General features: G+C 68.8%; 16 protein-coding genes. 9 read left to right on the top strand and 7 right to left on the bottom strand.

Features of this window, described 5'->3' with window-relative positions:
- On the top strand, positions 1 to 466 hold a 466-nt coding region (locus tag AAIL17_RS04160; protein WP_424681551.1), incomplete at its 5' end, for a type IV pilus twitching motility protein PilT.
- A gap of 60 nt (positions 467 to 526) precedes the next feature.
- The gene (locus AAIL17_RS04155; RefSeq protein ID WP_424681550.1) at positions 527 to 1,693 is read left to right on the top strand and encodes a PilT/PilU family type 4a pilus ATPase; all 1,167 of its coding nucleotides are present in this window, start codon (positions 527 to 529) and stop codon (positions 1,691 to 1,693) included.
- Between the two features lie 79 nt (positions 1,694 to 1,772).
- On the opposite strand, the gene AAIL17_RS04150 is transcribed toward AAIL17_RS04155, so the two are convergent.
- The 7 genes from AAIL17_RS04150 to gshB form a co-directional block, all read right to left on the bottom strand.
- On the bottom strand, positions 1,773 to 2,156 hold the full coding sequence (locus tag AAIL17_RS04150) for a BON domain-containing protein (protein ID WP_424681549.1): 384 nt from the start codon (positions 2,154 to 2,156) through the stop codon (positions 1,773 to 1,775).
- Positions 2,157 to 2,440: 284 nt separating this feature from the next.
- Positions 2,441 to 4,216 (bottom strand): hypothetical protein, encoded by a 1,776-nt coding sequence (locus AAIL17_RS04145; RefSeq protein WP_424681548.1) that lies wholly within the window; start codon positions 4,214 to 4,216, stop codon positions 2,441 to 2,443.
- 102 nt (positions 4,217 to 4,318) lie between these two features.
- Positions 4,319 to 5,245, bottom strand: a complete 927-nt coding sequence (locus AAIL17_RS04140) for an aspartate carbamoyltransferase catalytic subunit (RefSeq protein ID WP_424681559.1) — start codon at positions 5,243 to 5,245, stop codon at positions 4,319 to 4,321.
- Between the two features lie 37 nt (positions 5,246 to 5,282).
- Positions 5,283 to 5,720, bottom strand: a complete 438-nt coding sequence (ruvX, locus tag AAIL17_RS04135; RefSeq protein WP_424681547.1) for a Holliday junction resolvase RuvX — start codon at positions 5,718 to 5,720, stop codon at positions 5,283 to 5,285.
- The gene (locus tag AAIL17_RS04130) at positions 5,717 to 6,289 is read right to left on the bottom strand and encodes a YqgE/AlgH family protein (protein ID WP_424681546.1); all 573 of its coding nucleotides are present in this window, start codon (positions 6,287 to 6,289) and stop codon (positions 5,717 to 5,719) included. Before AAIL17_RS04130 ends, ruvX begins: the two co-directional genes overlap by 4 nt.
- Before the next feature lie 117 nt (positions 6,290 to 6,406).
- A complete protein-coding gene (locus tag AAIL17_RS04125; protein WP_424681545.1) occupies positions 6,407 to 7,270 on the bottom strand; it encodes a TonB family protein in 864 nt (287 codons plus the stop codon).
- Positions 7,267 to 8,229 (bottom strand): glutathione synthase, encoded by a 963-nt coding sequence (gene gshB, locus AAIL17_RS04120; RefSeq protein WP_424681544.1) that lies wholly within the window; start codon positions 8,227 to 8,229, stop codon positions 7,267 to 7,269. The genes AAIL17_RS04125 and gshB overlap by 4 nt, the downstream gene beginning before the upstream one ends.
- A 378-nt stretch (positions 8,230 to 8,607) precedes the next feature.
- Between gshB and pilG the strand changes: the two genes are divergently transcribed.
- The 7 genes from pilG (at position 8,608) to AAIL17_RS04085 (ending at position 20,420) form a co-directional block, all read left to right on the top strand.
- Positions 8,608 to 8,964: a twitching motility response regulator PilG gene (gene pilG, locus AAIL17_RS04115; protein ID WP_091337506.1), complete on the top strand. Its 357-nt coding sequence runs from the start codon at positions 8,608 to 8,610 to the stop codon at positions 8,962 to 8,964.
- Positions 8,965 to 9,000: 36 nt separating this feature from the next.
- Positions 9,001 to 9,372, top strand: a complete 372-nt coding sequence (locus tag AAIL17_RS04110) for a response regulator (RefSeq protein ID WP_424681543.1) — start codon at positions 9,001 to 9,003, stop codon at positions 9,370 to 9,372.
- On the top strand, positions 9,369 to 9,914 hold the full coding sequence (locus AAIL17_RS04105; RefSeq protein ID WP_424681542.1) for a chemotaxis protein CheW: 546 nt from the start codon (positions 9,369 to 9,371) through the stop codon (positions 9,912 to 9,914). Before AAIL17_RS04110 ends, AAIL17_RS04105 begins: the two co-directional genes overlap by 4 nt.
- 121 nt (positions 9,915 to 10,035) lie before the next feature.
- Entirely contained in the window at positions 10,036 to 12,066 is a 2,031-nt protein-coding gene (locus AAIL17_RS04100) for a methyl-accepting chemotaxis protein (protein WP_424681541.1), read from the top strand.
- Positions 12,067 to 12,143: 77 nt separating this feature from the next.
- Positions 12,144 to 18,200 carry an Hpt domain-containing protein gene (locus AAIL17_RS04095; protein WP_424681540.1) on the top strand — a complete coding sequence of 2,019 codons (6,057 nt, stop codon included), beginning with the start codon at positions 12,144 to 12,146 and terminating at the stop codon, positions 18,198 to 18,200.
- On the top strand, positions 18,193 to 19,932 hold the full coding sequence (locus AAIL17_RS04090) for a chemotaxis protein CheB (protein WP_424681539.1): 1,740 nt from the start codon (positions 18,193 to 18,195) through the stop codon (positions 19,930 to 19,932). The genes AAIL17_RS04095 and AAIL17_RS04090 overlap by 8 nt, the downstream gene beginning before the upstream one ends.
- Complete coding sequence (locus AAIL17_RS04085) at positions 19,929 to 20,420, top strand: chemotaxis protein CheW (protein ID WP_424681538.1); 492 nt, start codon at positions 19,929 to 19,931, stop codon at positions 20,418 to 20,420. The genes AAIL17_RS04090 and AAIL17_RS04085 overlap by 4 nt, the downstream gene beginning before the upstream one ends.
- Positions 20,421 to 20,680 lie beyond the last annotated feature (260 nt).

The following is a 20,680-nucleotide window of genomic DNA, read 5'->3' as shown; positions in this document are numbered from 1 at the left end:
GGCGCTGCGCGAGGACCCCGACTACATCCTGGTCGGCGAGCTGCGCGACCTGGAAACCATCCGCCTGGCGCTGACCGCCGCGGAAACCGGCCACCTGGTGTTCGGCACGCTGCACACCAGCTCGGCGGCCAAGACCATCGACCGCATCATCGACGTGTTCCCGGCCGGCGAGAAGCCGATGGTGCGTTCGATGCTGTCCGAGTCGCTGCGCGCGGTGATCTCGCAGACGCTGCTGAAGAAGGTCGGCGGCGGCCGCATCGCGGCGCACGAGATCATGGTCGGCATCCCGGCCATCCGCAACCTGATCCGCGAGGACAAGGTGGCGCAGATGTACTCCTCGATCCAGACCGGCCAGCAGTACGGCATGCAGACGCTCGACCAGAACCTGCAGGATCTGGTCAAGCGCGGCGTGGTCGCGCGGCAGGAAGCGGTCGGGTATGCCAAGAACAAGGACATCTTCAAGTAAGGAACGGCACCGGGCCGTTCCCGTGCTCCACTTCCAGCGCGTCTCCCGGAGGAGACCACCATGAGCGATTTCGATTTCACCTCCTTCCTCAAGCTGATGGTGCACAAGAAGGCGTCGGACCTTTTCATCACCGCCGGCGTGGCGCCGTCGATGAAGCTGCAGGGGCGCATCGTGCCGATCACGCAGAGCCCGCTGTCGGTGCAGCAGGCGCGCGACATGGTGCTCAACGTCATGACGCCGATGCAGCGCGAGGAGTTCGAGAAGACCCACGAGTGCCAGTTCGCGATTTCCGCGCAGGGCGTGGGCCGCTTCCGCGTGTCGTGCTTCTACCAGCGCAACTGCGTGGGCATGGTGCTGCGCCGGATCGAGTCGAAGATTCCCACCTTCGAGGAGTTGACCCTGCCGCCGGTGCTCAAGTCGCTGTCGATGACCAAGCGCGGCATCATCATCTTCGTCGGCGCCACCGGTTCGGGTAAGTCCACCTCGCTGGCCGCGATGGTCGGCTACCGCAACCAGAACTCGACTGGTCACATCATCACGATCGAGGACCCGATCGAGTACGTGCACAAGCACGAGGGCTGCATCATCACCCAGCGCGAGATCGGCATCGACACCGACAACTGGGACAACGCGCTGAAGAACACGCTGCGCCAGGCGCCCGACGTGATCCTGATCGGCGAGGTGCGTACCCGCGAGACGATGGAGTACGCGATCAACTTCTCCGAAACCGGCCACCTGTGTCTGTGCACGCTGCACGCGAACAACGCCAACCAGGCGATCGACCGCATCCTGCACTTCTTCCCGGAGGACCGGCGCCAGCAGTTGTTCATGGACCTGTCGCTGAACCTCAAGGGCATCGTGGCGCAGCAGCTCATTCCCACGCCCGACGGCAAGGCGCGGCGCGTCGCGGTGGAGGTGCTGCTGGGCACGCCGCTGGTGCAGGACTACATCCGCCAGGGCGAGATCCACAAGATCAAGGAAGTGATGAAGGAGTCGGTGAACCTGGGCATGCGCACCTTCGACCAGAGCCTGGTCGAGCTCTACCACGCCGGCGAGATCAGCTACGAGGACGCGCTGCGCCACGCCGATAGCTCCAACGAGGTGCGCCTGCGCATCAAGCTGGCGCAGGGCGGCGACGCGCACACGCTGTCGCAGGGGTTGGAAGGCGTGGAACTGGAGGAGACCCGCGACAGCAACCAGTTCGGCGGCGGCATGCTGCGTCGCTGAAGCGCGGCAGCTCCGCGGGACCGGCAACAAAAAAAGGAGCCCGCAGGCTCCTTTTTTGTTGCGCGCGATCAACCGGCGATCAAGGCGAATCGGTCGCGGCGGTTACCGTAAGGCCGGTCGCGTCGACGCTCTTGACGCCCTTGACGCTATGGGCGACCTGGATCGCGCGGTTCTTTTCCATGTTGCTGCCGACCTTGCCGGTCAGGCGCACCATGCCTTCGGTAGTGTCCACGGAAATGTCGGTGGCGTGGATGTCCTTGGTGGTGGCGAATTCGGACTTCACCTTGGTGGTGATCCAGGCATCGTCCACCTTGCCCGGCACGGTCTGGTTGGCCGACTGCATGCTGCCGCTGGACTGCGCATCGGCATCCTGCGCGAGGGCCTGCGCGAACGGTACGGCGGCCAGCGCAGCGGTCAGGCCGGCGGCGGCGAGGGTTCGATGGAACGCGGAACGGGTACGCATGGCACTCTCTCCTTCGTGTGACTTTCGCAAGACGGCGCGTTTGCACCGTGGTGATCATCGCAACAGGGCACCCGTGAACGAGGCGTGCGTTGTCCGCCGCGTCGTTCAGTGCCAATTACCGTTGCAGACGCGCGGCTGAAACGAAGGTTGGAGCGATGCGAAAAGCGAGTGATCGGCATGTCGGTCGCGCGCCCTTGCGGTGACCGACGGCACGCTTGCCGCCAGCGTCCGGCAAGAAAAAGGGGCGCCGAGGGCGCCCCTTCGAAGACCTACGAAACGGTCGCCTACTTCAGCGTGGTCTGGCTGGTGATCACCAGGCCATCGCTGTCGACGTGCGCCTCGGCATCCATCGATTCGACGCGGGCGGCCTGGGCGCGCATGGCGGCGAACTGGGCCTTGGTGCGCGCGTCGCTGGCGGCCTTGTCGGCCTGGTCCTGCGGGCTGGCGGAGTCGTCCTTGCCCAGCGCAGCCGCGGCGGCGGCCAGGCCGTCGGCCTTCTGCTGCATCAGGGTGACCCAATCCAGGTACATCTGGCCGCTCAGGTGCATGCGCAGCATCTGGCCGGCGTTGCCGGCTGGCGCATTGAGCGCGTCGGCGAGCTTGGCATCCTCACCCGCGCCGATGCCCAGGCCCAGGCTCTTCGGTCCCATCGCCATCCACGCCGGCTGGCCGAACATGTTGGCCAGGGTGGGCGGCAACGCTACCGGCTTGCCGTCAGCGGCGAGCTTCAGCTGCGCCAGGGCCGGAGTCATCATCTGGCCCATCGCCAGCAGGCCGGCCGGATTGCCGGTGCCCAGCACCAGCCGGCCGGTGAACTGGGGCATGGCGTTGCCCTTGCCCGGCGTGAAGCTGTCCAGCGAAAGGCCGAGGCCGAGCAGGTCGCCGAACGGCGGGATCGCCGCCTTCTGCATGGCGGGCCCGAGCTTGGCGAAACTGTCGTTGAGGTCGACCAGCGCGGGGCAGGTGAACGGCTTGGCCGTCACCGCATCGGCCTGGGCGCTCCAGAACGTGCGCAACTGCGCCACCGGCAGGCCGAGGAAGAACTCGAACGGTGAACCGCCCTGCGCCGCGCCAAGCCCGGGCAGCTCCACCTTCAGGCCGCTGAAGGCCTGGGTGATGTCGCTGGCCAGCGCCACGTCCCAGCGCATGTCCTGGTGCTTGGCCTCCAGCCGGGTGTAGCCGAAGCTCAGCGCCGGCACGCGGCTGGCGATGCGCGTGGCATCGGCCTGGCAACTGGCCGGGATCTGCAACTGGTTGGCCACCGGCTCGCCGGTCTTGGCCGACTCGGCCTGCGCGCGGGCCTTGAACAGCGCACCGAACAGCGGGTCCTTGCCGCTGGCGGCCAGCGGCAGGGCGCGCGCCAGGTCGAGTTCGCCCACGGCCCATTTTTCATAGCCCTTGGCCTTGGCCAGCTTCTCCAGGCGGCCGTCGTCCTGCAGGTTTTTGGCCGGGCGGTCCAGTCCCAACGCCTGGCGCAGCAGCGGCTGGGCGGCGTCGGCCGGCAGGATCGCGGCGACCGCCTGCTTGCCCACCACGGCCAGCACCAGTTCGGTGCCGGTCGCGGCCGAAACATGGCGGCGATAGTTCTGCTTGCCGATGCTGGCGACGTCCAGCTTCTTGCCGTAGGCGGTTTCCAGGCGGCCGACGAAGGCCTCGAACGCGTCGGCGTCGCTCAACTGGAAGCGCAGCACGGGCGCCAGACCCAGGCCGTAGAGCGCCGAATAGCCCTTCAGGTCCAGGCCGGCATTCTGCGCGAAGCCCTCGATGCTCTTGCCGTCGAGTTCCTTGGCGAAGGCGCGCAGCAGGTTGGCGCTGTCCGGATCCTTGGCGGCCATCTCGTCGGCGGCGGCGCGCAGCTGGGCCAGCTCGGCCGGCAGTTGTGCGTTGGCCTGGGCCAGCAGGGCGGTGCGTGTGTCATCGTCCAGCACATCCAGGTTGGCCACGACGTAGGGCGTGTCCGCGGGAACGAAGGCCAGCGGGGCATCCTTGTCCTTGTGCCCGCAGGCCGCCAACAGCAGGCCGGCAAAGGCCAGCGCGAGAGTGCGCGTCGTCGATCGCATGGTTTTCGGTTCCCCTGAAAAAGAAGAAAGGCGCGGCCATTATGCCGCGCCCGCGAGCTGTGCTGCCTGTGCCCCGCCAGCGGCGCGGCAGGCGGATCGCGCTCAGCGGCCGAGCAGTTCGCCCAGCACCGCCATGCGCACGAACACGCCGTTGCCGACCTGCTCGAGGATCTTCGACTGGGCGCCGTCGGCGACGTCGGAGGCGATCTCCACGCCGCGGTTGATCGGCCCCGGATGCATCACCAGGCAGCCCTTGGCGGCGCGTGCCAGGCGGCGGGTATCCAGGCCGTAGCGTGCGAAGTAGGCCGCCTCGTCCGGCAGTTCCGTGGCGCTCATGCGCTCCTTCTGCAGGCGCAACATGATCGCCACGTCGGCGCCCTCGATCGCCTCGTCGAAGTTCTCGACGAAGACGCAACGCGGGAATTCCTCCTGCGTGGGCATCAGCGGCGCCGGGCCGCACAGGCGGATCTCGCGTACGCCCATGGCGGTGAGCGCGTGCACGTCCGAGCGGGCCACGCGCGAGTGCCTGATGTCGCCGCAGATCACCACCGCCAGGTTCTCGAAATCCGGACGGTGCTCGCGGATGGTCAGCACGTCGAGCAGGCCCTGGGTCGGATGGGCGCGGTTGCCGTCGCCGGCATTGATGACCGAGACGCCGCTCATGGCGTGGCGCACCAGTTCCTCCGGCGTGCCGGAGACCTTGTGGCGCACGACGATCGCGTCCAGGTGCATCGCTTCGAGCGTGTGCAGCGTGTCGAACAGCTCCTCGCCCTTGGCCGTCGAGGAGAAGCCGATGTCGAAGTTGATCACGTCGGCGCCGAGCCGGCGCGCGGCCAGCTCGAACGAGGTGCGCGTGCGCGTGGACGGCTCGAAGAACAGGTTGAGCACGGTGCGCCCGGCGAGCAGGTCCAGCTTGCGGGTGCCATGCGCGCAGGCGTCGCGCATCGAAAGGGCGCGGTCGAGCAGACGCTCGATGCAGGCGCGCGGCAGGTTTTCCAGCGTGGTCAGGTGGCGCAGGCGCGAGTGCATGGCGGGCGGTTCGAAGCGGGTGGGAATGAACATGCGGTCAGCCGGTCGTGGTCGTATCGGATGCGGCGAGCCAGCGCTCGAGGATCACCGCGGCGGCTTCGGCGTCGATCGCCGCGGCATCGCGGCGGCGCCGCGTGCCGGCGGCGCGCGCCTGTGCGAAGCGCTGTGCGGCTTCCTGCGAGCTGTGCTGTTCGTCCACCAGCGCGACTGGCGCGCGGTAGCGCTCGCGCAGGTGTTCGGCAAAGCGGCGGGCGAGGCGGGTGGCCGGCTGGACGGTGCCGTCGGGCGCCAGCGGCAGGCCGACGACCAGCGTCTCGGGCAGCCACTGCTTCTGCAGGGCATCGAGCTGGATCCAGTCCGGACCGCTCTCGTGCACGGGCACCACGGCCAGGGCGCGCGCGCTGGCGGTGATCCGGTTGCCGACGGCCACGCCGATCAACTTGCTGCCGACGTCGAAGCCGAGCACGCAGCTCATGCGTGGCCGGCGTAGCCGGGAAGCTGCAGCGGATCGACGCCGACCAGGCCGGCGGCCGCGCTCCAGCGTTCCTCCAGCGGCGTGTGGAACATGACCCGTTCGTTGGCCTCGGCGGTGAGCCAGCTGTTGTCCTTCAGCTCCTGCTCCAGCTGGCCGGCGCTCCAGCCGGCGTAGCCCAGCGCCATCAACGCGTCCTGCGGGCCCTCGCCGGCGGCCATCGCGACCAGGATGTCGCGCGAGGTGGTGACCGACCAGTCGGCGTTGATGCGGTAGCTCGATTCCCAGTGCCCGTGCTCGCGGTGCAGCACGAAGCCGCGCTCCTGCTGCACCGGGCCACCGATCAGCACCGGCCGGTCGGCCAGTTCCTGGTCGGAGCAGTCGAGCTTGAGCTGGGCCAGCACGTCGCCGAGTCGGTATTCGGAAAGCCGGTTGACCAAGAGGCCGACCGCGCCGTCCTCGTCGTGCTGGCAAAGGAAAGCCACGCTCCGCGAGAACGGCGGCTCGGCCAGGCTCGGCATGGCGATCAGGAAATGTCCGGCGAGGGTCTGCGGGGCAGGTACGGCGCTCATGCGGCCATTGTAATGCGGCGGAAGGGCGTCCGTTGTAGCGCGGGCGATGTGAAGCGGCCGCGGTGGGTTATGCCCGGGTTTTCCAGCCGGCCGGAGTCAGGCGGGCCGCTGTCGCGCCTACTTGTTGCGCAGCACGTTGCCCGGCAGGAACTGCCAGGTGCGGGTGATGTAGAGCTCGTCCACGTGCTGTTCGTTCGGGATTGGCGGGAACGGCGCGGACAGCCGCACGATGCGCACGGCCGCCTTGTCCAGCACCGGCTCGCCGGAACTGCGGATCACGTCGATCGCCTTGACGCTGCCGTCGCGGCGCAGCGTCACCGTCATTTCGAGCTCGCCATGCAGGTTCTGCCGGCGCGCTTCCTCCGGATAGTTGAGGTTGCCGATGCGCTCGATGCGGTCCACCCAGCCGCGCATGTAGGCGGCGTAGACGTATTCCTTGGTGTTGGCCGAGATGAATTTCTTCTTCGGCCGCTTGGCGTAGGCCTCGGTGCGGTGACGCAGCTCGGCGGCGAGCTGGGCCATTTCCTGGCGCCGGCGCAGTTCGTCGGCCGTGGGCGTGTCCTGCGTTTCGTGCAGGGGGTGCGCGTTGTCGCTGGTCACGCTGAAATCGCTGCGTCCGCTGGTCGTGATGCGGCGCGCCGGCGTTGCTTCCTGCGGTCGCGGCACGGTCGCCTCGACCGGCTGCGGCGCGGTACCTGGAGTGGGACGGGGCAGCGCGCCGGAGAAGGGCTGCGAGGGCCGCGCGGCGCGGTCGCTCTGGCCGCCGCCCTGGTTGTTCGCCTGGGCCAGGAAGTCGGCCTTGTCCGGGGCCTCGCGGTTGGCGACGTCGACCAGGGTCACGTCCAGCGTGGGCAACCCGGGTTTGGGCTTGACGAAATGAAAGGTCAGGCCGAGCAGCAGCACGCCGTGCAGCAGCAGCGAGAACAGCAAAGTCGCCCCGATCGCGTCAGGGGAGTCGGGGCGGCGGACGGTGGCACTCACGCAGGAACGTTCTCGATCGCGTCGAACAGCAGTGCGGCGATATTAAGCCCGAACTGCGCATCCAGTTCCCGGGCACAGGTCGGCGATGTGACGTTGATCTCGGTGAGGTAGTCGCCGATCACGTCGAGGCCGACGAAACGCAGGCCGCGGCGGCGCAGCTCAGGGGCCACCTCGGCGGCTATCCAGCGGTCGCGCTCGCTCAGCGGTACGCCCACGCCGCGTCCGCCGGCGGCCAGGTTGCCGCGGAACTCGTCGCCCTGCGGGATGCGCGCCAGCGCGTAGGGCACCGGTTCGCCGTCGACCAGCAGGATGCGCTTGTCGCCTGCGCTGATCGCCGGGATGAACTTCTGCGCGATGGTGAAGTGCCTGCCTTCGCCGTGCATGCCGCCGGCCAGCAGCGTTTCCAGCATCGAGTTGAGGTTGCTGTCGCCCGCCTTCACCCGGAAGATGCCGCGCCCGCCCATGCCGTCCAGCGGCTTCAGCACGACTTCGCCATGCTCGGCCACGAACCGGCGCAACTCACCCGCATCGCGCGAAACCAGCGTCGGGGCGATGCACTGGGGAAACGCGAGCGCGAACAGCTTCTCGTTGCAGTCGCGCAGCGCCTGCGGATCGTTGATCACCTGCACGCCGCCGCGCTGGGCGGCATCCAGCACCATCGTGTCGTAGATGAACTGGGCGTCGACCGGCGGGTCCTTGCGCATCAGCACCACGTCCATCTCGCGCAGGTCGCGCCACTGGCGTTCGCCCAGGGTGTACCAGCCGGCCGGGTCGTCGCGCACCGTCAGCGGCGCCAGGCGCGCGAACGGGACGCCGTCGCGCAGCGCCAGGTCGCCCTGTTCCATGTAATGGAGCGGGTGGCCGCGTCGCTGGGCCTCCAGCAGGAGGGCGAAGCTGGTGTCCTTGGCGACCTTGATGGTGCTGATGGGGTCCATCAGCATGGCGACCGAAAGCGGCATGAAAAATGCTCCGTGGGGGAAGGGGTGGCGGCCGGGTATCCGGGGCCGTGCGTTCGGAAGCTCCGGATGGTCGCCGAGGGGGCGCGCAGCGGCAAGTTCTGACGCGCTCGCTCAAGAACTGACGTGGTTGCCGATACTTCACAGGAAACCGTCGCAATGCCTTCAATTTGCTTGACGTCGCTGCGGACAGGCGGTAAACAGCAACGCATTGTGTGCGTTGCCGGCAATCGGGACGCAACCACAGAACAAGTTGCGGTTTTTTATGCATACCGGTCGGCATCCGCCCGACCCGTGTGCCTTACCTGAGCCTCGGGCGGGCAGCAGGGGGGTTGAGTGAACTTGAATACGAGCGACAACGGCTTGTCCGGTCTTAAGGTCATGGTGATCGACGACTCCAAGACCATCCGCCGCACGGCCGAAACCTTGCTCAAGAAGGAAGGTTGCGACGTGCTCACCGCCGTCGACGGCTTCGAGGCACTGGCGAAGATCTCCGACCAGAAGCCGGCCATCATCTTCGTCGACATCATGATGCCGCGCCTGGACGGCTACCAGACCTGCGCGCTGATCAAGAACAACCCGCAGTTCCGCGCCACGCCGGTGATCATGCTCAGCTCGAAGGACGGCCTGTTCGACAAGGCCCGCGGCCGCATCGTCGGCGCCGAGCAGTACCTGACCAAGCCGTTCACCCGCGACGAACTGCTCGGGGCCATCCATCGTCACGTCAGCACGGTCTGAAAAGCCACTGACTGCAGCGTCTTATAGGGGAGACCTGTGGCAAAGATTCTCATCATCGACGACTCGCCGACCGACGTGCGCGTGTTCACCACGCTGCTCGAAAAGGCCGGGTATTCGGTCGCCGCCGTCAGCACCGCCGAGGAAGGCATCGAGCGCGTCCGCGCCGAGCTGCCGGATCTGGTCATCATGGACGTCATCATGCCCGGCATGAACGGCTTCCAGGCCACGCGCACGCTCACCCGCGATCCGGTCACCTCGAACGTGCCGATCGTGATGATCACCACCAAGTCGATGGAAACCGACCGCGTCTGGGGCCTGCGCCAGGGCGCGCGCGCGTTCATCACCAAGCCGGTCAACGAGAAGGAACTGCTGACCTGCATCAACGATCTGTTGCCGAGCGCAGCATGAGCGAGAACGCGAACCTCACGCCGTTCGAGATCCTGGCCCGCTACGAGCGCCTGTCGCTGGCGCACGCGCAGGACGTGCAGGACCGGATGGAGGCGCCGGGCCTGTGGCGCGGCATCGGCTACCGCGTCGGTTCGCGGCTGTTCGTCAGCGCCATCGACGAGATCAACGAATTGCTGGCGGTGCCGGTGCTGACTCCCGTGCCGCTGACCCAGCCGTGGTTGCTGGGCGTGGCCAACGTGCGCGGCAACCTGGTGCCGGTGATCGATTTCAGCCGATTCCTGTTCGGCGAGCGCACGCAGCCGACCGAGCGCACGCGCCTGCTGATCGTGCGCCAGGGCGGCGGCAGCGTGGCGCTGATGGTCGACGAGGTGTTCGGCCAGCGCACGGTGGACGAGGAGCAGCGCCGCGAGGCCATTGCCGAGGAGGATCCGCGGCTGACGCGCTTCGTCGGCGATCGCGTGGTCGTGGGCGAGCAGCGGCTGGGCGTGTTCAGCATGAACCGGCTCGTGCGCGCGCCGGATTTCCGCCAGGCCGCGGCCTGAGGGCGGAGCAACAGGTAGGGCCGGTGCCGGGCGTGGCCGGAAACCAGGGGCGAGAGGTCCTGCCAGCGCGGCGCGGTCGAAGCGCCGCCTGAGCGGGATGTAAGACGGACGAGGTGTAACGATGAGCACTACAGGGGGCATCGGCAAGGAACGGGGCTATACCGGCCTGATCGTCCTGCTGCTGATCGCGATCGGTTTCGCGGCGCTTGACTTCTTCATGCTCAACCAGAAGAACGGCGAGGACCGCCAGGCCAGCGCGCTGACCACGCAGATCCAGGTGCTGTCGCAGCAGACCGCCAAGTACGCCCTCGAGGCTGCCGACGGCAACGTCGACTCCTTCAAGGAGCTGGAGAGCACCCGCAACGCGATCGACTCGGCCGTGCAGAAACTGGCCAAGGGCGACGCCAAGGGCGGCATGCAGGCTTACGGCGACAACAACGCCACCCCGGCCGGCCGCTCGGTGACCGCACTGGTCAACGCCTGGGGCCAGCTCGACGGCGACATCAGGAAGATCCTGTCCAACAAGTCGGTGGTGCTCGATTCGGCGCAGCGCGCCGACAAGCTCTCCAAGGAGATGCCGCTGCTCAACTCGAGCATGGACCAGGTCACCAACATCCTGCAGCAGCGCAACGGCAGCGCCGAGCAGATGCTCGGTTCCTCGCGCCAGATGCTGCTGGCCGACCGCATGGTGCGCCGCGTGCAGGAGGTGTTGCAGGGCGGCGATTCCGCCCAGGCCGCGGCCGACGGCCTGGCCCGCGATGCGCAGCTGTACGGCACCGTGCTCAAGGGCCTGACCGACGGCAACCCCGATGCTGGCGTCAAGGCCATGGGCGACGCCAACGCGCGCAAGATCCTCACCGACATGCAGGGCAACTGGGAGGCGCTGGCCGACCCGATCGCCAAGCTGGTGTCCGCCGCGGCCCCGATCGCCGACGTGAAGAACGCCGGCAACCAGGCTTCGCTGGATTCGCAGAACGTGCTGTTGCGCGCCAACGAACTGTCCGACCAGATTGGCAAACTGCCGTTCCGCCGGCTGTTCCCGAACGTGTGGTGGGGCGTGCTGGGCGCCGCCGGCGCGGTGGCCTTCGCGCTGCTGCTGGTGGTCACCCTGGTGCGTGACCAGCGCCGCCGCTTCCAGGATTCGACCGAGCTCAACCAGCGCAACCAGGAGGCGATCATGCGCCTGCTGGACGAGATGGGCTCGCTCGCCGAAGGCGACCTGACCGTCAAGACCACGGTGTCGGAGGACATCACCGGCGCGATCGCCGACTCGGTGAACTACGCCATCGACGAGCTGCGCACCCTGGTGACCACGATCAACGAGACCTCCGAGCAGGTGTCCTCGTCGGCGCAGGAAACCCAGACGACCGCGCGCCACCTGGCTGACGCGGCGCAGAGCCAGGCGGCGCGGATCAGCACGGCGACCTCGGCGATCAACCAGATCGCCAGCCTGATGGACAACGTGTCGAAGGATTCGGCCGAATCGGCCGACGTGGCCGAGCGCTCGGTGCAGATCGCCTCGCGCGGCGCCGAAGTGGTGCGCGAGACCATCTCGGGCATGGACTCGATCCGCGACCAGATCCAGGAGACTTCCAAGCGCATCAAGCGCCTGGGCGAGTCCTCGCAGGAAATCGGCTCGATCGTGGAACTGATCAACGACATTGCCGAGCAGACCAACATCCTGGCATTGAACGCGGCCATCCAGGCGGCCTCGGCCGGCGAGGCGGGCCGAGGCTTCGCGGTGGTGGCGGACGAAGTGCAGCGCCTGGCGGAACGCTCCGCCAGCGCGACCAAGCGAATCGAAACGCTGGTGCAGACCATTCAGTCCGACACCAACGAAGCGGTGAACTCGATGGAGCAGACCACCGCCGAGGTCGTCGCCGGTGCACGCCTGGCCGAGGATGCCGGCAGCGCACTGGGCGACATCGAGCGCGTCTCGCACGATCTGTCGGCGCTGATTCAGAACATCTCGACCGCGGCGCGCCAGCAGTCCGCGGCGGCGACCGACATTTCGCAGTCGATGAACGCGATCCAGGAAATCACTTCGCAGACCTCGCAGGGTGCGAGCCAGACGGCCGACTCGATCGGCTACCTGGCGCAGCTGGCGAGCGACCTGCGGCGCTCGGTGGCTCACTTCAAGTTGCCGGGTTGATCAACGTTTACCGACAGGGGGCAACCTCGAACGGTCGCGCGATGCGCGTGTAGCGCGCAACCGCTCAAGAGGGGCGCATGAGACTTCAAGACCACATCGATTTCACCACCCTGCAGTGGGTCAAGCCGGAGCTCGACGAGACTCTGGCGCAGGCCCGCGAGGCGCTGGAGTCCTACGTAGAGAACCCCGGCAAGCGCGAAGTCATGCGCGCCTGCGTGGACCATCTGCACCAGGTGCAGGGCACCCTGCGCATGGTCGAGCTCTACGGTGCAGCGATGGTTGCCGAGGAGATGGAAACCCTCGCCATCTGTCTGCTGGAGGACCACATCCGCCAGCGCGAGGACGCCTTCGGCGCGCTGATGCGCGGCCTGATGCAGCTCCCCGACTACCTCGAACGCCTCTCCGGCGGCCACCGCGACGTGCCGGTGGTGCTGCTGCCGCTGCTCAACGACCTGCGCGCCAGCCGCGACCAGCAGGCGCTCTCCGAGGCGGCGCTGTTCAACCCGAACCTGGAGCAGGCGCTGCCGGTGCAGGCTCCGGGCGCCCAGGGCGAGGTCGACGTCGCCGCCCAGCGCAGCGCGATCACCACGCTGCGCCTGCGCTTCCAGCAACAGTTGTTGGCCTGGTTCCGCGGCCAGAACGCGCCGCAGCAACTGGTCGGCATGCGCGAGACGCTGCTGGGCATCGCCGGCCGTTGCTGGACCGTGCCGGGCCGCCGCCTGTGGTGGATCGCCGCCGGCGTGCTGGAAGGCCTCGAGCAGGGCATGCTCAAGAGCCATGCGGCCGAAATCCGCCAGCTGATCGGCAAGGTCGACCGCAACATCCGCCAACTGGTCGAACAGGGTGAAGCCAGCCTGCGCGGCGGCGACGCCGACGAGCTGGCCAGCAAGCTGCTCTACATCGTGGCCCAGGCCCGCCAGGCCAGCCCGCAGATGACGCTGCTGAAGCAGACCTACCGGCTCGACAGCCTGCTGCCCGATGCCGCCGAGCTGGAGCACGCGCGCGGCTCGATGGCCGGCCACAACCGCGCGCTGCTGGACTCGGTGTCCAAGGCGCTGAAGGAAGACCTGCTGCGCGTGAAGGAAGCGCTCGACCTGTTCCTGCGCCAGAGCGACGGCGATCCCGCGCAGCTGTCCGCGCAGGGCGAAGTGCTCGAACGTGTCGGCGACACGCTGGGCATGCTGGCGCTGGCCGTGCCGCGCCGCGTGGTGAACGAACAACGCCGCGTGCTGGAAGAGATCGCGCACAAGGTGCGGGCGGCCGAAGAGGGCGTGCTGCTGGACGTCGCCGGGGCGCTGCTCTACGTCGAGTCCTCGCTGGACGACCACATCGAAAGCCTGGGCGCGGAAGACAGCCTGGCCGGCGAGACGCTGCCGGTCGAGGGTGAGGCCATACCCGCGCTTCCGCGCAGCGAGGCACGCAGCATTCTGGCCACGCTGATGCAGGAGGCGATCGCCAACGCCGCCAAGGTGAAGGACGCCATCGTCGCCTTCGTCGAAGCCGGCTGGGACCATTCCCAGCTGCAAGGCACGCCCGCGCTGATGGATGAAGTGGCCGGCGCCATGCGCATGCTTTCCGCGCCCCGTCCGTCGGAACTGGCCGAAGGCATCGGCCGCTACATCGGCAACGAAATGCTCGCCGACCGGCGCGTGCCGGGCAGCGCGCAGATGGACCACCTGGCCGATGCGCTGGCCGCGCTGGAGTACTACCTTGAGGCCGCGCGCGAACACCGCGGCGGCCTGGAGCACATCCTGGACGTGGCCGAGCACAGCCTCGGTTCGCTCGGCTACTGGCCGCTGCCGGCCGCACGTGCCGCCGTCGCCTACGAGGCGCCGGCGCCGGTCGCCGTGGAAGAACCCGCCGAGCCGTCGCTGTCCGAGCCGGTCAGCCTGGCTCGTGGCGATGGCCTGGACGATCTGGTGCTCGGCAGCAGCGAGCCGCTGCAGCCGGCCGCGCACGAACTGGCCGGCCTGCGCCTGGCGCAGACCGAGTCGCTCGCCGCCACGCCCGGTCCGGACGCCGAGGGCGACTGGATCGAGATCGAGGAGGAAGTCGTCGAGGAAGTGCCGGTGGCCGACGCGCTGGCGGGCAACGCCGGCTTCCAGCTCGGCACCGAGGGCATCGACGACGACATCCGCGAGATCTTCCTGGAGGAAATGCAGGAGGAAATCGACAACCTGCATGCTGCCGAGCAGGCCTGGCTGACGGATCCGGCGCAGCTGTCCGCGCTCACCCCGATCCGCCGCTCCTTCCACACGCTCAAGGGGTCCGGCCGCCTGGTCGGCGCCAGCGTGCTGGGCGAGTTCGCCTGGAAAGTGGAGAACATGCTCAACCGCGTGCTGGATGCTTCGATCCAGCCGCACGATGGCGTGCAGGCACTGGTCCACGCCGCCATCGGCGCGCTGCCGCAGCTGCTCGTCGCGTTGAAGGGCGAAGGCACGCCGACCGCACCGTTGGCTGCGATCATGGCGACCGCCGACCGCCTGGCCGCCGGCGAGATGGCGCAGCTCAGCGACCATGCCCCGGCCGCCACCGAAACCGTGCGCCGCGTGGTGCGCCGCCGCGTGCCGCGCCTGGATACGGCCGTCGAGGCCATCCCTGCCGCGACCCACACCGATCACACTGCCGCCGCCGAAGTGCCGCAGGAGCCGACCGAGGCGATCGCCCTGCCGGTGATGCCGCCAGTCGATCCGGTACTGCTGGAGATCCTGCGTAGCGAAGTGGCGCAGTACCTGCAGGCCATCCGTGGCGCGCTGGCGCGTGCCGACGGCGAGCTGCGCATCGACGACGCGCTGCTGCGCGCCGTGCATACGCTGCACGGCGCCATCGCGATGGTCGACATCCCTCTGCTGACCCAGCTGCTGTCGCCGCTGGAGAGCCTGCTCAAGCGCCTGCGCGCCGTGGGCCAGCCGCTGTCGGAGGAGGGCACCCGCCTGCTTGCGCAGTCGGCTGATGTGGTCGACCACGTGATGGCCCAGTTCGACGCCGTCGATCCGCAACTGCCGTCGGTCGATGCGCTCACGGCGCGCCTGATCGAGCTGCGCGACAGCCAGCCGGAGCCGAAGGTCGCCCACGTGCTGTTCGACCCGCACGCGGAAGACCTGCCTGCCGAGTTGCACGACGACAGCGCGGCCGCCGCGCTCGATGCCGGCCTGGACGATGCGCTCGGCGAGAGCGAGCCGACCACCATCGCCGAGGCGGACGAGCACGACGCCTACGCCGGCGAACTGCTGGCGGCGCTCGACGCGTTCGACCTGGAAACCGCCGAAACGGGCTCCGTCGACGCGGCATCCGGTGCCGGGGACGGACAGACCGACGACGAGCAGAGCCTGGCGGCGCTGCTGGACAGCCTGTTGAACGAACCGGTCGATGGCCACTCGCCCGTTACGCTTAGCTTCGACGCCGCTGCGGGCGACATGTCCGAATCGGCCGAGGAAGAGGCCGGCGAGCCGGGTCAACAGCCCGCCCTCCACGGCGAGCAGCACGTCGACCTGGATGCGGCCGCGATGGCTCCGTTCGCGGACTTCGCGGGCGACGAAGTGCAAGGCATCGAATCCGTAGAAGCCGGCGGCGATACCGGGCAGCCGTTCGCCGCCGAGGCGGATGCCGTTGCCGCGCAGCCGTCCGCTGATGTCGATGACGAAGAGTTGGAGCCGGTTGCCGCCGAGGCGCCGGAAGTGCCCGCCATCGACACCGACGAGGACGTTGCCGAGCCGGCGATCGAAGCCGTGGCGCCGCGGGCGGACGACCACGCGCCGGCGCAGGCCTGGGCCGGGCAGATCGACCCGGACCTGCTGGAGATCTTCACCGAGGAAGCGCACGAACTGCTCGACCACGCCGACGGCCTGCTGGCCCAGTGGCGCGCCGAGCCGGCCGAGACGGCGCACGCCGCCGGCGTGCAGCGCGACCTGCACACCCTCAAGGGCGGCGCCCGCATCGCCGGCCTGGTGCCGGTGGGCGACCTGACCCACGCCATCGAGACGCTGCTGGAAAGGCCAGTCGGCGAACGCGATACCGCGCAGCTCATCGGCGCGCTCGAGGCGGGTTTCGACACCCTGCATTCGCTGGTGCAGCGCGTTTCGCAGGGCCAACCGATCGAGTATCCGCAGGCGCTGATCGACAGCCTGCTAGCGATGGCCGGCCAGGAAACGCTCACCGACGAAGCGCACGACGCCGCCAGCGCGATGCCCTCGGCCAGGTTGCCGTCTGCGCCGCTGCCGGAACTGCTGCCCGAGCTGCTGCCCGAGCGCGACGACGAGGACGTCCGCTCGACGCAGGAACAGATCCGTGTCCGCGCGGAACTGCTCGACAACCTCGTCAACCACGCCGGCGAAGTGGCGATCTACCGCTCGCGCCTGGAACAGCAGGTCGCCGGCTACCGCTTCAACCTGGTCGAGCTGGACCAGACCGTGCAGCGCCTGCGCAGCCAGTTGCGCATGCTGGAAATCGAGACCGAGGCGCAGATCATCGCGCGCTTCCAGCGCGAGCATCGCGAAGCGGGCATGGCGGTGTTCGATCCGCTCGAGCTCGACCGCTTCTCGCAGTTGCAGCAGTACTCGCGCGCGCTGGCCGAGTCGGTGTCCGACCTTGTCTCGATCCAGAACATGCTGGACGAGTTGACCCGCCAGTCCGAAACCTTGCTGATCCAGCAGTCGCGCGTCAGCGCCGAGCTGCAGGACGGCCTGCTGCGCACCCGCATGCTGCCGTTCGACACGATGGTGCCGAACCTGCGCCGCACGCTGCGCCAGGCCGCGCAGGAAGAAGGCAAGAGCGCCCAGCTGTACGTCGAGGGTGCCCACGGCGAAATGGACCGCAACCTGCTCGACCGCATCAAGGCGCCGTTCGAGCACATGCTGCGCAACGCCATCGCGCACGGCATCGAGTCGCCGGCCGACCGCCGCAAGGTGGGCAAGCCGACCGAGGGCGCGGTACGTATCCGCGTCGCCCGTGAAGCCACGGAGGTGGTGGTCCGCGTCAGCGACGACGGCCGCGGCCTGGACCGCGAGGCGATCCGTGCCCGCGCCGTCGAGCGTGGCCTGCTGCGCGCCGATTCGCGTCCCAGCGACGACCAGTTGCTCAGCTTGATCACCCAGACAGGCTTCTCTACCGCCAGCCACGTCACCCAGCTCGCCGGCCGTGGCGTGGGCATGGACGTGGTGTCCAACGAGATCAAGCAGCTCGGCGGTTCGCTGGCGATCGAGTCGCAGCAGGGTCAGGGCACGACCTTCGTGCTGCGCCTGCCGTTCACCCTCGCGGTGACCCAGGCGATCGTGGTGCGCATCGGCGAGGCGACGTTCGCCATCCCGATGACCTCGGTGCAGGGCGTAGCCCGGATCAGCCCGGACGACCTCGCCGCGCGCCTGGGCGAAGAGCGCCCGACCTTCGACTACAACGGCGACGCCTACGGCATCCACGACCTGGCGGACCTGCTCGGCCTGCAGCCCAACCCGGTGATCGAGGAAGAGCAACTGCCGCTGCTGCTCACCCGCGCCGGCGACCTGCGCGCCGCGATCCGCATCGACGCGGTGATCGGTTCGCGCGAGATCGTGGTCAAGTCGGTCGGCCCGCAGGTGAGTTCCGTGCCGGGCGTGCTCGGCGCGACCATCATGGGCGACGGTTCGGTGTTGATCATTCTCGACCTGCCGCCGCTGGTCCGCCACGGCATCGCCCGCCGCGAGCAGCGCCTGGCCGACGGCCTCAGCGCCGTCGCTTCGCCGCTGATCGAGGAGCAGCGCGCCAAGCCGCTGGTGATGGTGGTCGACGACTCGATCACCATGCGCAAGGTGACCGGCCGCGTGCTGGAGCGCCACGACTACGAAGTGGCCACCGCGAAGGATGGCGTCGACGCGATCGAGAAACTGCATGACCGCGTGCCCGACCTGATGCTGCTGGACATCGAGATGCCGCGCATGGACGGCTACGAGCTGGCCACCCACATGAAGGCGGATCCGCGCCTGCGCGACGTGCCGATCATCATGATCACCTCTCGCACCGGCGACAAACACCGCCAGCGCGCCTTCGACATCGGCGTCGACCGCTACCTCGGCAAGCCGTACCAGGAAGTGGAACTCCTGGCGCAGATCGCCGAGGTGCTCGAACAGCGTGCGATGGCGATGGAGGCGATCCATGGCTGAGGCGGTACCGGCGGTCGCGCTGCTGTTCGACGACGCGGGCCTGGGTGAACAGTTGCGCGCCGCCCTGCAGGAGCGCGGCGCGCGGATCGTGCACGAGGGCCCGCTCAAGGGCCTGAACCGCGAGCTGCTGTCCTCGGTGGATGCCGACGTGCTGGTGGTCAACCTCGACGACGAGGACGACAGCGCACTGGACCGTCTGGACGAAACCCTCGACGGCGATCGCCCGCGCGTGGTCTTCAACGACGCGCAGGCCAGCCGCCGCCTGGAAGGCTGGGACCGCGCGCGCTGGGCCCGCCACCTGGCCATGAAGGTGCTGGCGATGGGCGACGCCGATCCGCCGCGCCCGCCGGCGCCGGCCGAAGCGATGGTCCAGGTCGAGGCAACCACGCCCATGGCCGCCGAGGCCGCGCCGGCCGACATCGATGCTGCCGTGCTGGAAGATGTACCGGCGATCGACGAGGAGGCGCGCCAGGCTGCCGTTTCCGAGACTCTCGCGGCCGAACTGGAGGCGTTGCTCGCCTCCGACGCGCCGGTCGGCGAGGGCGACGACTTCGGTTCGGGTCTCAATTACTCCGCCGGCGAAGGCGTCGCCCTGCATGACGGCACCTTCGGCGAACAGACTTTTCCCGATACCGACGCGCCCGAAGCGACGGATGAAGCGCTGCCGGGTGCGGACGCCGCCGAAGCTGTGCCGGCAATCGCCGAGCCGACAGGACCGATGGCGTTCGAACTCGCCGCCATCACGGAATCCGCGGAGCCGGTCGAGGTCGTGTCGCAAGCCGAGGCCAAGCCGGCGGCACCTGCCTTCCAGCTCGATCACCTGGAACTCGCGCCGATCGGCGCAGAGGATGCCCCGGTGGCTGCCCGCGCGGCAGCCGAGCCGGCGGTCGTTGCGTCGCGCCTCTCCGACAGTTGGAGCCTGCTCGACGACGACGATGCGCCGGCGGCGCCCGCGGCGGCGCCGGTCGAGCGCGCGGACCCGGCTGCCTTCGGCATCGAGAAGGTCAGCGCCGCCGATTACCTCGCGCCGGATGCCAGCGAGGACGAATCGCCCATCCTGCCCGGCCTCAGCCTGGAGCTGGTTTCGCTCGAGGAAGCGATTGCCCCGCAGGACTACGAGCCCTCGCACGAGATGATGCTGGACATGCCGCCGAGCCTGCTGCCCCGCGTGGTCGTGCTTGGCGCCACCACCGAGAGCACCTCGTCGGTCGGCGAGTTCCTGGCCGCGCTGCCCGCCGGCCTGCGCGCCACCGTGCTGCACACCCAGCATCTGGCCGGCCGTCCGGCCGACGGGCTGGTCGAATATCTTTCCTCGCAATGCGCGCTGCCGGTGCGCCTGGCCGAACCGGGCGTGCGTGCACGGGCCGGCGAGGTGATCGTGGTGCCGTCCGACCGCCAGGTCAGCCTGCGCCGCGATGGTTCGCTGCAGTTGCAACCGATCGAGGCGGGCGCGGCCCACGTGCCGTCGATCGACGCCAGCTTCTCGCTTGCCGTGGAAGCGTTCGGCCGCGACGTGATAGCCATCGTGTTTGCCGGCCGTTCCACCGATGCGGTCGCCGGCTGCCAGGCGGTGCGCGACCGTGGTGGCGAGGTCTGGGTTGAGGCGGCCGGCGGCACCCATGCGGCCGACATGGTCAGCGGCGTGCTGGCCGAGAACCTGTCCCATCATGCCGGCACGCCTGCCGAACTGGCGGCGCGCCTGGCCGAGCAATTTACGGAAGGTCAGCCATGAGCGAACAACCCCTGCCGCGCGAGATCCGTTGCGTCCTGGTGCCGGTAGGCCAACTGCGCCTGTTGCTGCCCAATGCCACCGTGGCCGAAGTGATCACCCTGCCCACGCCCGATCCGGTCGAGGGCGCACCCGAATGGCTGCTCGGGCGCATCGCCTGGCGTGGCTGGCGCGTGCCGCTGGTGTCCTTCACCAAGCTCGCCGGAGCGCCCGAGGGCGACGCCGAGCTGGCCGTGCGCGTGGCCGTGCTGAAGGCACTGGGCAACAACGCCAAGCTTCCGTTCATCGCGGTCGTCACCCAGGGTTTCCCGCGTCTGACCACGCTCAACGCCGAGCTGATCATCCCGACCCACGACGGCGCCCCGCTGCCGCCGGGCGTGAAGGCGCAAGTGCTGGTGCGCGACGACATCGCGGTGATTCCGGACCTCGAAGGCATCGAGGAGGAACTGGTCGGGCTGCTCGGATTCGACGAGCAGGTCGGTGCCGCCTGAAGCCTGCCCGGTCGGCGGCGATCGCCGTCGACCGTTCATTACAACCGCCCGTTAGGCGATTCCCCTGCCACACGTCGCCACGCGATAGCGTGGCAAGCCAGCCGCCGTTCGTGTCGTGGTTCCGAACGACGGTTGCCACCGTGCGCCGGTCCGAGAACTGCGCTCGCCGGTGACGGTTAGCGCGCCTGGCTCGCGCTTTGAGCGCGCCGGATATCGAGGATCTGCCGGAAGTGCGCTGCATCTTGCCGCGTAGACCGACG

The organism is Frateuria sp. YIM B11624 (assembly GCF_049727805.1).
Lineage (GTDB): Bacteria > Pseudomonadota > Gammaproteobacteria > Xanthomonadales > Rhodanobacteraceae > Frateuria_A.
Note: the sequence above shows the minus strand (reverse complement) of the source record. Positions and strands in the feature narration are given on the sequence as shown.